General features: G+C 50.5%; 10 protein-coding genes. 7 read left to right on the top strand and 3 right to left on the bottom strand.

The features are described 5' to 3' along the window. The first annotated feature begins 247 nt into the window (after positions 1-247). The 7 genes from rpmB to QZ311_RS10605 all read left to right on the top strand — a co-directional run bounded on the left by rpmB (position 248) and on the right by QZ311_RS10605 (position 6,897). Positions 248-508, top strand: a complete 261-nt coding sequence (rpmB, locus tag QZ311_RS10635; protein WP_123614065.1) for a 50S ribosomal protein L28 — start codon at positions 248-250, stop codon at positions 506-508. 4 nt (positions 509-512) lie between these two features. Continuing rightward, complete coding sequence (rpmG, locus tag QZ311_RS10630) at positions 513-701, top strand: 50S ribosomal protein L33 (protein WP_107033239.1); 189 nt, start codon at positions 513-515, stop codon at positions 699-701. An 11-nt stretch (positions 702-712) separates the two neighbouring features. Continuing rightward, on the top strand, positions 713-862 hold the full coding sequence (locus QZ311_RS10625; RefSeq protein ID WP_107033240.1) for a DUF4295 domain-containing protein: 150 nt from the start codon (positions 713-715) through the stop codon (positions 860-862). 327 nt (positions 863-1,189) lie between these two features. Beyond that, positions 1,190-3,124: a glycogen debranching enzyme N-terminal domain-containing protein gene (locus QZ311_RS10620; protein ID WP_297067604.1), complete on the top strand. Its 1,935-nt coding sequence runs from the start codon at positions 1,190-1,192 to the stop codon at positions 3,122-3,124. Between the two features lie 13 nt (positions 3,125-3,137). Next, entirely contained in the window at positions 3,138-4,397 is a 1,260-nt protein-coding gene (locus tag QZ311_RS10615) for a glycosyltransferase family 4 protein (RefSeq protein WP_297067602.1), read from the top strand. Between the two features lie 66 nt (positions 4,398-4,463). Continuing rightward, on the top strand, positions 4,464-5,912 hold the full coding sequence (locus QZ311_RS10610) for a glycoside hydrolase family 57 protein (protein WP_297067601.1): 1,449 nt from the start codon (positions 4,464-4,466) through the stop codon (positions 5,910-5,912). Between the two features lie 220 nt (positions 5,913-6,132). Beyond that, positions 6,133-6,897, top strand: a complete 765-nt coding sequence (locus QZ311_RS10605; protein ID WP_297067632.1) for a glycoside hydrolase family 16 protein — start codon at positions 6,133-6,135, stop codon at positions 6,895-6,897. Positions 6,898-7,026: 129 nt separating this feature from the next. On the opposite strand, the gene QZ311_RS10600 is transcribed toward QZ311_RS10605, so the two are convergent. The 3 genes from QZ311_RS10600 to QZ311_RS10590 all read right to left on the bottom strand — a co-directional run bounded on the left by QZ311_RS10600 (position 7,027) and on the right by QZ311_RS10590 (position 14,766). Next, positions 7,027-9,360, bottom strand: coding sequence for a hypothetical protein (locus QZ311_RS10600; protein WP_297067599.1), 2,334 nt, complete (start codon positions 9,358-9,360; stop codon positions 7,027-7,029). A 124-nt stretch (positions 9,361-9,484) separates the two neighbouring features. Then, on the bottom strand, positions 9,485-11,500 hold the full coding sequence (locus QZ311_RS10595) for a RagB/SusD family nutrient uptake outer membrane protein (RefSeq protein ID WP_297067596.1): 2,016 nt from the start codon (positions 11,498-11,500) through the stop codon (positions 9,485-9,487). A 41-nt stretch (positions 11,501-11,541) separates the two neighbouring features. Beyond that, positions 11,542-14,766, bottom strand: a complete 3,225-nt coding sequence (locus QZ311_RS10590) for a TonB-dependent receptor (protein WP_297067630.1) — start codon at positions 14,764-14,766, stop codon at positions 11,542-11,544. Positions 14,767-15,524 lie beyond the last annotated feature (758 nt).

Genomic DNA, 15,524 nt, shown 5'->3' with positions numbered 1-15,524 from the left:
GCTGATGCCTCTGCACGTTGAGTAGCACTCAAAAATTATTTAGGACAATATTGGAGTCATAACTAAAAAGAGCAAAAAAACTTTGGCCAAGAGGGAATTATTTCTTAACTTTGCAGCCGAGTTTTGTGGCACATCCTTGAAAAAGGGCTTTGAATGATGCACTTTGCCCTGATATGAGAAGGGAGATGGCGGCCACAAAGCGTTGTGACTTATATAATTAATAACAAAGAGATAAAAACCAACAGCCATGTCAAAAATTTGTCAGATCACAGGCAAGAAAGCAATGGTGGGCAACAATGTGTCGCACTCAAAGCGTCGCACAAAGCGCAAGTTTGATGTAAATCTCTTCAACAAGAAATTCTTCTGGGTTGAGGAGCAAGCTTGGATCACCCTTACCATTTCAGCCGCAGGCCTTCGCACCATCAACAAGAAGGGTCTTGACGCTGCTATCAAAGAAGCAGCCGCAAAGGGTTATATAACTGAAATCAAATACTTAGACATTTTATAAGAAGATGGCAAAGAAAGCTAAAGGCAATCGCGTTCAGGTCATCCTCGAATGCACCGAACACAAGGCATCTGGCATGCCCGGCACTTCTCGTTACATCACAACGAAGAACCGCAAGAACACTACCGAGCGTCTGGAGTTGAAGAAATACAACCCCATCCTCAAGAAAGTTACTGTACACAAAGAAATTAAATAATTCACTGACTCATGGCAAAGAAAACCGTTGCATCTCTGCAAAAAGGCGAAGGCCGCACTTATAGCAAGGTCATCAAGGTCGTTAAGTCGGCGAAGACCGGTGCTTACACCTTCCAGGAACAGATGGTTCCCAACGACGCTGTTAAGGACGTTCTCAAATAATCGAGAATCCGCTTATCCAAACGCGTAACAATTCTTACAAACGAAATATCCCCGGGAAGACGTTCATAGCGTCATTCCGGGGCTTTTCGTATGCAACAAACATGCTAAAACAGCATAATTATGTTGTGAAACATAATCGGTCAGCACATTTACGGCACATCAAATAAATTTTAGCGTCAAAGTTTGCTTTTGTCGGAATAAAAGCATAAATTCGTGACTTAAATAACGACCCCGCAGACTCTTCTCAACCTATATACCTACCGGAGCCGCTTCAATTCTAATATCGTCCAACAGCAATCTAACAATCAATAAAATAATACCCCTTACATGAGCTATCTTAAATTTGATAAAAACCTCATGATTAACTTGGAGCAATCACTGCCTAAAGAAATGCTCCGAACAAATCAATCGGGGGCTTATCACTGCACAACGATAGTTGACTGCAACACACGCAAGCAACACGGACTTCTTGTAGTCCCTGTGCCGGAGCTCGGCAATTCGTGGCATGTCATGCTGTCGTCTCTCGACCTTACGGTCTATCAGCATGGAGCTCCCTTCAATCTGGCTCTCCATCGCTACCGTGGCGGTGTCATGAGCCCGAACGGACACAAGTACATCCGCGAGTATGACTGCGAAAGCGTGCCCCGCACCACTTATCGCGTCGGTGGAGTAATTCTCACTAAAGAAAAAATCTTTATTTCAAACGAGAACCGCATCCTTATCCGCTACACACTCGTCGAAGCACACTCCCCGACAACACTGAGATTCCGCCCGGTACTCGCATTCCGCGACGCAAACGAGCTCTGTGTCGCCAACAATGCAATCGACCAGACTATTCCTGAAATCCAAAACGGAGTCTCGGCCTGTCTCTATCCCGGCTATCCACGCCTCTTCATGCAGTTCAGCAACAAACCGACATGGACCTACGAGCCAAACTGGTATAACGGTTTCGAGTATGTCAAGGACCTCGAACGCGGAGTGCCATACTGCGAAGACCTCTGGGTCCCGGGCTATTTCGAAATTCCCATCAAGAAAGGCGAGTCAATCATCTTCTCGGCCGGTCTGAGCGAAATCGAGCCCAAGTCGCTCGCCAAGATGTATGAGAGCGAAATCGCCCACCGCACATGCCGCTCATCGTTCTTCAACTGTCTGAAGAACGCCGTGAAGCAGTGTTATCTCAACGAGAAGGACGGCATGTATCTCCTCTCCGGTTATCCTTGGGGAAAGATTCTCGCACGCAACACATTCATGGCCCTTCCGGGCGCTACCATCGCCATCAACCACCGCGAAGATTTCGAACGCATCGCCGACACCGCACTCAGCGCCCTGCGCCACTTCATGGCCACCGGCGAGACCGACAAGCGAATAATCGGCATCGACCTCCCCGACATCTCACTGTGGGCCATATGGGCAGTGCAGCAATATGCAAAGGCCTATGGACGCGACGATGCAAAGGACAAATATCTCCCGGTCGTGCGCCAGATTCTCGACTATATCATCGGGCAGAACCATCCGTTCATAAAAGTCGACGGCAACGGCATGCTCGTCACCGACGGAAATGAAAAACCCATGTCATGGATGAACGCCTCGCTCGGAGGACGTCCGATCGTGGCACGCACCGGGCTGCTTGTCGAATTCAACGCACTCTGGTATAACGCACTCATATTTGCATCAAAGCTTTCAGAAGGCACACCCGACGAGGAGAAGTATGGCGCGATGGCCGAACGCATGGCACAACCCTTCGTCAACACCTTCCTCAACGACTACGGCTATCTATATGACTATGTCAACGGCACGTATGCCGATCCTTCCGTCAGACCTAACATGGCGATAGCAATCGGCCTCGACTACTCACCGCTTGACCGCCGCCAGCGCAAAAAGGTGCTCGACATCGTGACCCGCGAGCTTCTCACCCCCAAAGGCCTGCGCACCCTTTCGCCGAAGAGCTATGGCTACCATCCCTGCTATCTCGGCTCACCCGAGGAGCGCGAAATGGCCCTCCACAACGGCCCGGCGCGTCCTTGGCTCATGGGATTTTACTCGGATGCCTATCTCAAGGTGTTCGGTATGAGCGGTGTCAACTACATCGACCGCATGCTCATAGGCTTCGAGGACGAGATGAGCAACGGCTGCATCGGTTCGCTCTCGCAGCTCTACGATGCCAACCCGCCCTACACCGGACGTGGCGCCATCAGCCATGTCACCAATGTGGCCGAAGTGCTCCGCACACTCACCACACTTAAAAAATTCATAATGGACTAATCCTCACAACCCCATGAAAGCATTAATGTTCGGGTGGGAATTCCCCCCTCACATCCTCGGCGGTCTCGGAACTGCCAGCTACGGTCTCACTAAGGGTATGTGGGAGTGTGGCGACATGGATATCACCTTTGTCATACCCAAGCCGTTCGGCGACGAGGAAAAACACTTCGCCAACATCATCGGCATGTCGCAGGTCCCCATCGTCTGGCGCGATGTAAACTACGACTATGTGCGCGACCGCATCGGCAATGTGATGAATCCCGATTTCTACTACCGTCTGCGCGACCATATCTATGCCGACTTCAACTATATGCGCACCAACGACCTCGGATGTATCGAATTTTCGGGACGCTACCCCGACAATCTTGTCGAGGAAATCAACAACTATTCGATATGTGCCGGCGTAATCGCACGCACAATTGACTTCGACATCATCCACTCGCATGACTGGCTCACCTATCCGGCCGGTATCCACGCAAAACAGGTGTCGGGCAAGCCTCTGGTCATCCACGTACACGCGACGGAGTTTGACCGCTCACGCGGTAAACCTAACCCGACGGTGTTCGGCATTGAGAAAGACGGCATGAACCACGCCGACCACATCATCTGTGTGTCGAATCTCACACGCGACACCGTCATCAACAACTATGGCATCAATCCGGCAAAGGTGACCACTGTCCACAACGCAGTGACACCGCTGACACCGGAACAGCTCAATGTGCCCGAACACAAGAGCAAGGAGAAGGTGGTCACTTTCCTCGGCCGAATCACCATGCAGAAAGGTCCGGAATATTTTGTCGAGGCAGCAGCCAAAGTCCTCAAAAACAACCACAACGTGCGCTTCGTCATGGCCGGCAGCGGCGACATGATGAACAAGATGATTCTTCTGGCCGCCGAACGCGGCATCGCCGACCGTTTCCACTTCCCCGGATTCCAGCGCGGCAGCCAAGTCTACGAGATGCTAAAGGCATCGGATGTCTACATCATGCCTTCCGTATCAGAACCATTCGGCATCTCGCCACTTGAGGCAATGCAGATGGGAGTGCCGTCGATCATCTCCAAGCAGAGCGGATGTGCCGAAATCCTGACCAACGTCATCAAGACCGACTACTGGGACATCGATGCGATGGCCGATGCCATCAATTCGATCGTGACCTATCCCGCAATGTACCAGCAATTGCGCGAGGACGGTCTTGCCGAAGTCAACCAGATCACATGGGACAAGGCCGGACGCAAAGTTATCGACATATATAATAAGGTGTTAAACAAATAGGGGCGTTGACTGACCAATAGCAAAAAAAGAACTACGCCTGTCAAAACCACATACAGACAATTAATCATGAAAGCAATTTGTTTTTATTTTCAGATTCATCAACCATTCCGTCTGAAAAGATACCGCTTCTTCGACATAGGCAACGACCACTATTACTATGACGATTTCGCCAACGACGATATCATCACCCGCATCGCCGAGCGCAGCTACATCCCTGCCGCAGAGAGCCTCCTCAAAATGATTGAGGAATCAAAGGGCGCATTCAAGTGTGCCATCTCCATCACCGGTACAGCCCTCGAACAGTTTGAGACCTATGTTCCCGAGTTCATAGACCTGCTCAAGAAGCTCGCCGACACAGGTTGTGTGGAGTTCCTTGCAGAAACCAACTCACACTCGCTCGCATCGCTGGCCGACCCCGAAGAATTTGCCAATCAGGTTCGTAACCACGACACCAAGCTCATGCGTCTCTTCGGCCAGAAGCCCAAAGTGTTCCGCAACACCGAGCTTATCTACTGCGACGAGATGGCTCCCCAGATTCTTGCCATGGGCTATAATGGCGTTATCACCGAAGGCGCCAAGCACATACTTGGCTGGAAGTCGCCCAACTACGTATATTCAGCCGCATCCGCCCCCTCGTTGAAGATTCTGCTTAAAAACGACAAGTTCTCCGACGATATCGCCAGCCGCTTCTCCAATACAGCTTGGGACGAGTATCCTCTCACCGCCGACAAGTATATCGACTGGATCGCATCGACTCCCGCCGAGGAACAGATTATCAACCTCTTCATGAACCTTGAAGTGTTTGGTGACTTCCAGCCCCGCGAGACCGGTATCTTCCAGTTCCTTGAAGCACTCCCCCGCTTCGCAGCGGATAAGGGCATCGAGTTCTGGACTCCTACCACCGCCATCAGCAAGCTCAAACCAGTGGCCGAACTTTCGGTGCTCCATCCGATTTCATGGGCCGACGAAGCCCGCGACACCTCGGCATGGCTCGGCAACAAGCTTCAGAACGAGGCTTTCAACAAGCTCTACTCTGTCAGCGAGCGTGTGCGCCTCTGCGAAGACCGTCGCCTCAAGCAGGACTGGGAGCGTCTGCAAAGCGCCGACCACTTCTACTACATGTCGACCAAAAGCATGGCCGACGGAGCCGTTCACTCGCAGTTCTCACCCTACGACACTCCGTTTGACGCTTTCACCAACTACATGAACGTCCTCGCCGACTTCATCGTGCGCGTCGAAGAGCAGTACCCGATGAGCATTGACAACGAAGAACTCAGCTCGCTTCTCACCACAATCCGCAATCAGGAGCGTGAAATCGAAGTGCTCAACAAGGAGGCTGAATCAATGCGCAAGAACATCGAGCATTTCAACGAAGAGCACCTGCTGCGCGAGAATGCGGATGAAAAAGATGCTCCCGCCAAAAGAGGGCCTAAGGCAAAAGCAAAAAAAGCTGAAGCAGCTCAAAAATGCAAACGCGGACGCAAGAAATCGAATCCGGAAGAGCCGAAAGCCTAATAAACGACGATTAAACAATTAATACCGCAAAAAAATGCGCCTCTCATTCGACATGAGCAGGCGCATTTTTTTTGACACATAAACCATGTTTCGTTTGTTTATAACTGTAGGGATGAATCAAACGTCCGCATTTTGACTATTTTAAAAACTATAAAATCTCTGAAAAATGAAGACTTTTTTTCTCGCACTGATGCTTTCAGCCATAATTCCGTCAATCGGCATGAGAGCAAACGACAATACCGACACGAACGGAGAATGGGAGCTGGTGTGGAGCGACGAGTTCGACTATGACGGCGCACCTGACTCGACTGCATGGAATTTCGAACACGGGTATATCCGTAACCACGAAGCCCAATGGTATCAGAAAGACAATGCCGTGTGCCGCGACGGAGTCCTTGTCATCGAGGGAAAGAAGACCGACGACCCGCAGAAGCCATACACCTCATCGTCGCTCACAACGCTGAAGAAGAAAGAATTCAAGTATGGAAGATTTGAAGTGCGGGCCAAAATTCCTGTGGGCGGAGGCGCGTGGCCTGCGATATGGCTTCACGGCACAGGATTGCAATGGCCGTCGTGCGGTGAAATCGACATGATGGAATGCTACCCGGTGAACGGCGAGCCACACTTGCTCGCAAACGCATGCTGGGGAACAGACAAACAGCTCGTCCCGAAATGGGATATGGTCAGGCTTCCTCTTTCACATTTCACTGAAAAAGACCCTGACTGGAAAGAGAAATTCCATGTGTGGCGTATGGACTGGGATGAAAAAGAAATCAAACTCTATGTCGACGACGAACTGCTTAATGAAGTCAAGCTCAGCGAAACTGTCAACGGATCGTTCGGCAGGCATATAAATCCGTTTACGAGACCGCTCTACATTATAGTCAATCTTGCGATGGGCGGCGATGCCGGAGGAGAGATAGACGATTCAATGCTTCCGTTTGTCTACGAGATAGACTACGTCAGAGTCTATCAGAAAAAATAACGGCCTCCGCCCTTGTGGAGCGGAGACCGGAGGGGAGAGTGACAGGCTGCCTGAGAGAAGAGCAGACTGTCAGAGGAACAGTTTTGCCATGGATCGATTCTATATTTGTCACGATTCTGACACCGCGCCTCAATTGCGCCAACGCGGGTCGCCGATGTTCTTTTCGACAATTACCGAGGGGATGGTCTTGTAGCGCAGAGCGTTGTAGATATCGGCAGGTGCTTCATGGTCCTTTGGATTGGGCTTTGAGGCATCATAAGCCGTGTAGGGAGGATTGGGGCTGGTGAAGAGATCCGTCGCGCGGAGCACTTTGCCATTGTCATCGGTGAGAGCCTTGACCTTAAGATCATCCTTCTCGCCGAGGTTGCCCGGATTCCATGTCAGAGAACCGAACGAGTTCTTGGCATTGGAGAACTGTGAACCGGTGAAAATCTTGTCGTCCTTGTCGTGAGAGTCCTGACAACCTACCGAATAGTTGTCCTTGACTCTGAACGAGAACTCTCCGTTGCCCTTGATTGTGCGGATGTCAGCACCGGTCTGATAAATCGAACGGGTGTCGGCTTCATCTCGGGCGATGACTATGAGATTGCGCTGGAAGGAATAGTATGAACCTCCGGGGACATAGCGGGTCTGGAAGAAGTTACGGCCAGACGAACGTGTCGAGAAGTTGATAAAAGTATTGCCTTCGATGCGGATGTTCCACTTTACGTTGTCGGCATAGTTGAGATCCTTGTCGTTGTCTGAGATAAGAGCTGTACGGGGTGAATCATACATTGTGTTGTTGGTCCATGAGAAATCACAGAAGATGTTGGATGTTGTCTTCGCACCGTCACCTGCAATCCATGCGTATCCACGACCGTTATTGTCGAAGTAACCGCAGTTGTAGAAAAGATTGCCGTCAACCACAATCTTCTTGAAGGTCTTGTCCTTCTTGCCCTGCACGCGGAGGAAACCGCGGACCATACGCTGGAAAGAGCAGTTGCGCACTTCAAGCGACTCGAACACAACTTCCATACCGTCGGAATACATGTTGGCGAAATAGTTTCCTGTAGCAGAAGCCACGCCGGTTTCCTGATGGCCGAAGTTAGTTGCAAGGGGACAGTCAAAGTCAATGTTCTCAAACACCACAGAGCCTACTTCAATCGGGAAGTCAGATTCGCCTGCCTGACGCTGACGGCCAAACATGAAGTTCGCAGTATTAAGCTCGGCTGTTTCAGCGCCATACTCATCAAGACGCATACCGATACCGCCCATGTAGACCTTGGCACGCTTTCCGGCAGCCACGTCAGCGGGATTTGTCGCGAGGGTGAAGCCTTTAGCTATCACAGGGTTCTCATAGAAGTAGTATGATTTACCACCTTCAAGATAGAATATCTGACCTTCGGCAAGACGCACATTGTTTGCGAAGTTACCGATGATTGTGTCGAGAGGAGAAGCGTCATAGGCCACAGCTCCGGGGATGGGGTCTTTTGACCAGACTTTATGTTCGATGACGATAGGCTCGCCGGGTGTTCCGTAGATAGGCTTGCTGATAGAGTTGTAGCGGGCATCGACGATGGCCGGTTTAGACTCATTTACGGCATTGATCTCATATTTGGCGTTCATCGTAAGGCCTCCGACCCTGAAAGTAGCCACACCATCCTTGAAATCTGTTGGCTGAAGCTGATAATCGAGCCACTGCGAATCGATTGTCGCATCAGGAGTGTCCTTCGATGGAGTTATGACAAGCTTGTCGACCTTAAACTTGGCTGTGTTCATGTCATTCTGAGTTCCGTCAGAGACAAAGTCGAAGTTCTTTTGGAAATCTTCGAAAACCGACTGATATTCCGACTCCTTTGTAGCCACTTCCTTGACATGGTCAATCACATTGATGTTGAGAGTCACGATAAAAGCATCGTTGCTTTCAGAAATTTCAGCCTTGACCATCTTTGGAGTAGTGTAGCGCGGCTCAGTCACCAATCCGGCCTGTTCGGCCCATTCGCGGCCGTTGCCCATGCCATACCATTTGGAATGGTGAGCCTCGTTTCCATCGGGATGAAGCACGCGGATTGCGAAACGGTAGCCCTGTTCATATTCGAGATCGTCGATACGAAGTGTGAGCTGATCGGCAGGAACTATCTTTGAATACTTTCCGTCCTCCCACTGATAGAGACGGTCAGGATTAGTCCAGTCCTCTTCCTTGCCTGATGTCAGGCCGGCTTCAGGTCCGAATTTTATTTCATAGCCGGCTGCATCCGCAACGCCATACCATGCGAGCACCACAGAGTTGAGTTCGTCCGTGAGGACTCTCATTCCATAAGGGTCGTCGTCGACATTGGTGTTTTCTTTGAGCCGGAACATTGTCATCGGCATGCGGTCATAGTCCTCGGCCGGGTTGGCCGGTCCCATGATTTCATCCTCCTTACAAGAAGCGAATCCGAGCGCAAAGATGGCAGTCAGGCAATATAATAATGTCTTCTTCATTTTAGTATTTGATGATTTTAGAGATTGTCTAAAAAAAGATTATATTATTTTAATGATAGGTCAGAGAAATGTCATCGTTTTTCAGACAATCTCTATTCTTTAGATTCAGGTTGTATGGGATGTATTATCTGTAGCCGTACTGGTTGACATACTTACCCTGAGAGCGGGTGATGACCGAACGCGGATACGGGAGGATATAGCGCACAGCGGGCAGGTCGGCAGCCGACGGGAAAACCGACGGGTCGGGAGCGCCGACATAGTTGCCATTATCGTTGATAAGGATGCTGCCGCTCTTCGCATCACAATAGATGTAGCCACGCAGAGAATAGCAGAAATGAGCCGTCGGGCGAGAGGTGTTCTCATCAAACCAGTTCATGTAGTCGGCACGTGCGACCTGCTGGTCTTTTCCATCGACCTTTATCTTGATTTTTTCATCACCTGATTCGGGGAGACGGTAGGGATTGACAATGTAGACCACTCTCACATTGGGCGATGCCTGCGGGAACTTGTCGAAAGAATAGTAATTATCGTTAGGAGCATTGTTGACATAATAGAGCGAGTTCATCCATTTGGTGTCATAGACGCTTCCGTTACCGAAATCATATTCACCGACAGGACTGTCATAACCACTGCCACGGTCGGCGGCCGCATAGTAGCGGAAGAAAGTCCAGTAGAGCTGTTCGCCAAGCATGTTGTTGCGGACAAGGTCGCGCCAGCGCATGTTCTCGCCTGCAAATTCAAACTTGCGTTCGTCGAGGACGGCTTTAAGGAAGGCTTCCTTGTTCATGTCGCCGGTATAGGTCACCTTAGCTGAATTTCCGGGGAATGCACGCTGTCTCACCTGCTCGTAGCGTTCGATGGCCTTCTGAGTCGGACGTCCGTTGATTTCATTCTCAGCCTCAGCCGACATCAGGAGCACATCGGCATAACGCATGTAGGGGAAATTGAAGCCCGTGTTGCCTTCGGTAGCCGAACCGAGACCGTTCTTATTCCAGAGTTTCGACCATTTGCCGTTGTAGTTCGTGCGTCCGTTGTTGAGCTGGGCCTCGCCCTGATTGTTGTAGCCGAACAGCTGGTTTACGAAGTCACGGCGAACGTCGTCCTCATCGAAGAGGAAGCGGTAGAGCGCATTGAGCTGCGCCGAGCTCGATGCCTTGCCCCAAGCATGGTTGGTCACACCGCTCTGGTTGTCCATCTTCGGGCCGTGGATATAGCCGATGTTGCCCGAAGAGAGAGTGCCGAAGGGAATTTCCCAGATAATGTCGTCGCCGGGGGTGTAGTCATAGTTACAGTTTCCGACAAACACTTCATGATACTGCTTCGAAAGAGTATGCGATGTACGCTGCACGACGGAGTCGCAATACTCGGCAGCCGTTGCGTAGAATTCCTTGTAGTTGTCGGGGCGCTTCATCGTCCCGAACTCACCGCCTTCGGGGCGGAGGGAATAGCCTCCGGCAGTCATGGACAGACGGGCTATCATAGCCCAAGCCATGTCTTTGGAGATACGCTGCGGACCGTCGGAAAATGACTGTGCGGTCGAAAGCTGCATCTTAGAGGCTATGCCCTTGAGGTCTTCGATAAGGTCGGTAAGAATCTCGGTGCGGTCGCCGATGTCATAGATTTTCGAAGGGTTCTTGTAGGATGGCAACAGCGAATAGGGAACATCGCCGAAATACCACACGAGGTCATGATAGAATATCGAGCGGAGCACTTTAACCTCTCCGAGCATCTGCATAAGCTCGGAATCATCCTCATCGTAGATGTCGGAGTTTATGATACCGTCAATGAGCATGTTTGCACGTTCGATGCCGGTATAGAGGGCGTCCCATGCCTTCTTGATATCACCACCGTCGGGGTCGCATTCATAGCGCTGATAGGCTGACGAAGAGGCAAATTCACTGTCAAGAATCTTGAATTCGACATCGGTGTTGAATGAAAGTTTCTCGATGAAATTCTGTCCGTAGGAGTCGTTTGTCAGCATAGCCGCATAGACTCCGTTGAGGGCATTGCGCATCTCCTTCTTGTCAGAGAACACATATTCCGGCGGATTCTTTGACGGGGCGTCCACATCAAGATAGTCCGAACAGGAAGCGAGCGCCAATGCTGAAAGACCGGTCAAAAATATATTGCGTAATTTCATTTTTTCTTTTGTCTAAAAAAGAGGTATTATCGATTTTGTGTTTAGAATGTGACATTCAGACCGAACACATAGCTGCGGCTACGGGGATAGCGGTTGAAGTCGAAAGAAGGAGTGAGACCGCTCTGCACGTCAACTTCAGGGTCATAGCCGGTGTAGCCGGTGAGGATGAAGGGGTTGGTGACAGAGGCATAGAAGCGGAGCTTCGACATGCCGGCCTTTGTTATGAGATTCTGCGGCAGGTTATAGCCGAGGGTTATGTCAGTACAGCGGAGGAAAGATCCGTCCTCTACGAAATAGCTCATAGTCACATCCTTGTTGAGATCCATCGGATTCCAGCGGGTCTGGCCTTCGTTCATTTCAAGATAGCGGTCATAAGCTCCCTGCATCCATGTGTTGCCATAGAGACATTCAGACCCTTCGGCATAACGCCAGCGGTTGGTGAATGAGCTGAGCACGTTCTTGAAGTTGTTCTTGTTGTCGATCGACGACGAGAGATAGTAGGCTGTGGCATTGTAGACATCGAAATCAAGGAAATAGGTGAAGTTTGCATTGAAATCGAAGTTCTTCCACTGGCCTGAGAGACCGAAGCCGCCCTGAAGCTTGGGAGTAGTGCGTCCGATGACTGTGCGGTCATTGTCGTCAATCACTCCGTCGCCGTTGAGATCCTTGAACTTGGGCTTACCGGGAAGCGTCGGAGCACCTGACTGGGAGTTGTCAAAGATGTTGTCCATGCTGACAGTTCCGGGTTTGGGATAGTAGGTAGCCTTGGGCACATCGTAGTCAAACTCATCTGTAGAGTAGAGACCGTCGTAGACGAATCCGTAGAGCAGGCCGACTTCGCCGCCGACTTCAAGGCGGTAGTTGTAGCCTCCGTCCTTAGAGCGGTTGTGTGTCTCGTAGAGATACTTGTTGTCGCCGGTAAGCTTGTCGACCACCATCTTGTTTGCGCCAAGGTTGAAATTGGCTGAGAGCGAGTAGTCCTTGCCACGGAGAATGTCGCCGCTGATAGCGATTTCGAAACCACGGTTGGTCACCTGTCCGATGTTCTGGAACTGCTGAGTGTAACCTACAGTCGAAAGTATATCGGCTTTATAGATAAGGTCGGAAGTGGTGTTCCAGTAGTATTCAGGGGTGATGCGGAGACGTCCGTTGAAGAGAGCGATATCCAACGCAAGGTTGCGCGTGAGGGTTGTCTCCCACTTCAGGTCGGGATTGGGAAGGTACTTGTCAGGACCATACCAGAGGAGTCCGTCGTTAGCACCGCCGGTTTCACCGAAGGCAGGACCGCCGGATGTGTTGGTCTTATAGAGGTAGCGCCACATATCGGCATCAATGTTATTGTTGCCTGCCTTACCGATGGCAGCACGGAGCTTGAGTTCGGTGAGCCATGTGAAATCTTTCATGAAGTCTTCACTTGAAATCACCCATGCGCCTGAAACCGAGGGGAAGTAGCCCCACTGGTGGCCGGGAGCGAACATCGATGAACCGTCGGCACGGAATGTGGCCGAGAAGAGATACTTATGGTCATAGTTGTAGTTGAGCTGACCGAAGTATGAGGTGGTGCGGTTTGGTGTTCCGAGTTCGGAAGTCGACTGGTAGGGCGAGCCGAGTCCCATGTTGTTGAGCGCCTTGTCGGCCGAGATATTATCAGGGAAATAACGGTTCTTCTGATAGGTCGATTCCGACTGACGGTGGTAAAGCTCGAAACCTGCAAGGGCATAGAAATTGTGTTTGTCCTTTATATCCCAGTCATACGAAGCGGTTGTGGTCCAAGTGTATGAATTGGTCTGTTCCTTTTCGATTGAGGCCACGGGATTCGAGTTGTTTTTCTTGCCTTCGGCAGTGTGACGTCCCCAGAAACGCTTGTCGTCACGGAAACGTATGGTGTAGACACCTTCGGTGCGCAGTGTCAGACCGTCGATTGGTTTCCATTCGAGAGAGGCCTGATTTGCGATGGTGTAGCTGTGACGCTTGCGCACATTTGTGCGGATATCGCTCACAGGATTGGTGTATTCAAAGATTTTTTCCTGATCGGGGTCGATTGTCTCGGCCGGCCACCATGCGCCGTCGCGTTCGCGTATGCCATTGGTCGGGCGATAGCGGAGCACATCTATGATACCGCCTGTACCCACGTTGTCGCCACCTGCGCCCTCGTCACGTCGGTAAGACATCTTGGGGTTGTATTGGAGGGTGAGGTTGGGAAGGAGCTTGGTCTGAAGCTTGGTGAGGATGTTGGTACGGCGCACACCGGTGTTCATGATTATACCTTCGTCGTCAGACTGAGTGATCGAGACATTGTAGCGTGTCTTGTCGTTTCCGCCGCCTATCGACACGTTTGCGGTATATGAGAATGGTGTGTTGCCCATGACCTCATCCTGCCAGTCGTGGGTGCGGGCCTGACGGTAGAGATCCATGTCCTGAGGATTTCCGAAATTGTAGCGGAACAGACGGGTCTGTGTGTTGCGGGTCGAGTGGCCCGTAGCATAGTCCCACTGATAGTTTACAAAATCATATGAATTCATCAGGTCGAGCTTCTTTGAGATATGGCTGACCGACCCCTGTGCATTGAACGACACTTGGGTCTTTCCTTCCTGAGCCGATTTTGTGGTCACGATAACGACACCGTTACCACCCTTCGCACCATAAATGGCTGTGAGCGAGGCATCCTTGAGGATGTCAATCGACTGGATGTCGGAAGGAGGAATATCATTGATGTTATCGGTCTGGAAGCCGTCGACGATATAAAGAGGGTCGTTTGACTGGGTGACGGATGTCGCACCGCGCACGCGGATGTTGATATCAGCGCCCGGCTGGCCGTCGACGGTAGTCACCTGCACACCGGCCACCTTACCCTGAAGGGCGACAGCAGCAGATGTCACGGGGACAGCGGCAAGCTTTGTGCCCGAAACCGAACCGACCGAGCCGGTAAGGTCGCGACGGGCGCGGGTTCCGCCATAACCGATAACCACAACTTCGTCAAGGGCTTCGGAATCCTCAGTCAGTACAACATTTATTGTAGACTGGCCGTTGACAGCGATTTTTTCGGTCTTATAACCGATGTAGGATACTACGAGAGTAGCGTTGGGAGCAACATTTTTAAGGGTAAAATTACCATCGAGATCTGTCACGACCACATTTTTAGTGCCGTCAATCTGAACGGTAGCCCCAATCATAGGTTCTTCGGTGCTGTCGGTCACCGTACCGGTGACGGTGAGCTCCTGAGCGTCGGCATTAAATCCCACACAGAGCACCAACAGGAGAAGCATTGTTTTCCATTGCGAGGCAAAGGAGAGGTTACGCAGCCTTTGACTACGACTTACGATTAAGTCTTTCATGTTGTGTTTCAATAATAATAAATTAAGATTTCGTTCATGCAATTTTTTGAATAGTGTCAGAAATTATGTTTCTTTACGTTGATTGGCAATGAGGAGTGTGTGTGTGTAGAGGTCTTTTCCATTCAAAATTTCGGCCGCCATGACACAGCTCCGCATACAACAAGCCAGACTGCACGAGCCAGCTATAATCGAACGGAGAATGGAGGTACTAAAAATTACAGATTGGAACAGAATGTGCTTTCAAATCACGATAAAGGAGTCAGCAAGAATATGCCGAAGGACATTATTATCATCTTTTCCCATCCATGATTTCTATCGGGGGGGGGGAGAGAATGCCCGCCACGCGAAACGGACTGACGCCGCATGACAACGATAGCCGGAATCCAAGCCTCGACGGAAAGAGAAGATACATGGGTTGAAAAATCAGAATTTCCAGTAATAATTACGAAATGTGCATTTTTCTATAATCAGAGTTGATGCCTTTGGTGTGTTTTTTTCGTTTGTGAATGTAAAGTTAATCCTTTATTTTTCATCGTGCAAATTTTCACATTCAATTTAGTATATTTTAATGACTTAGGGCGTTTTTACTTAATTTTATATTAAACGGTGCAGAGCAGCGGACATCATTCTCCCCCACGCACTACACCTATTTTAAAGCGTATGACTGCGAAGTCCAAAACTGTTAACAT

It is taken from the genome of uncultured Duncaniella sp., from assembly GCF_910578445.1.
In the GTDB taxonomy this organism is placed as follows: domain Bacteria; phylum Bacteroidota; class Bacteroidia; order Bacteroidales; family Muribaculaceae; genus Duncaniella.
The sequence above is the reverse complement of the archived record's forward strand: the minus strand, read 5'-3'. Positions and strand labels throughout refer to the sequence as shown.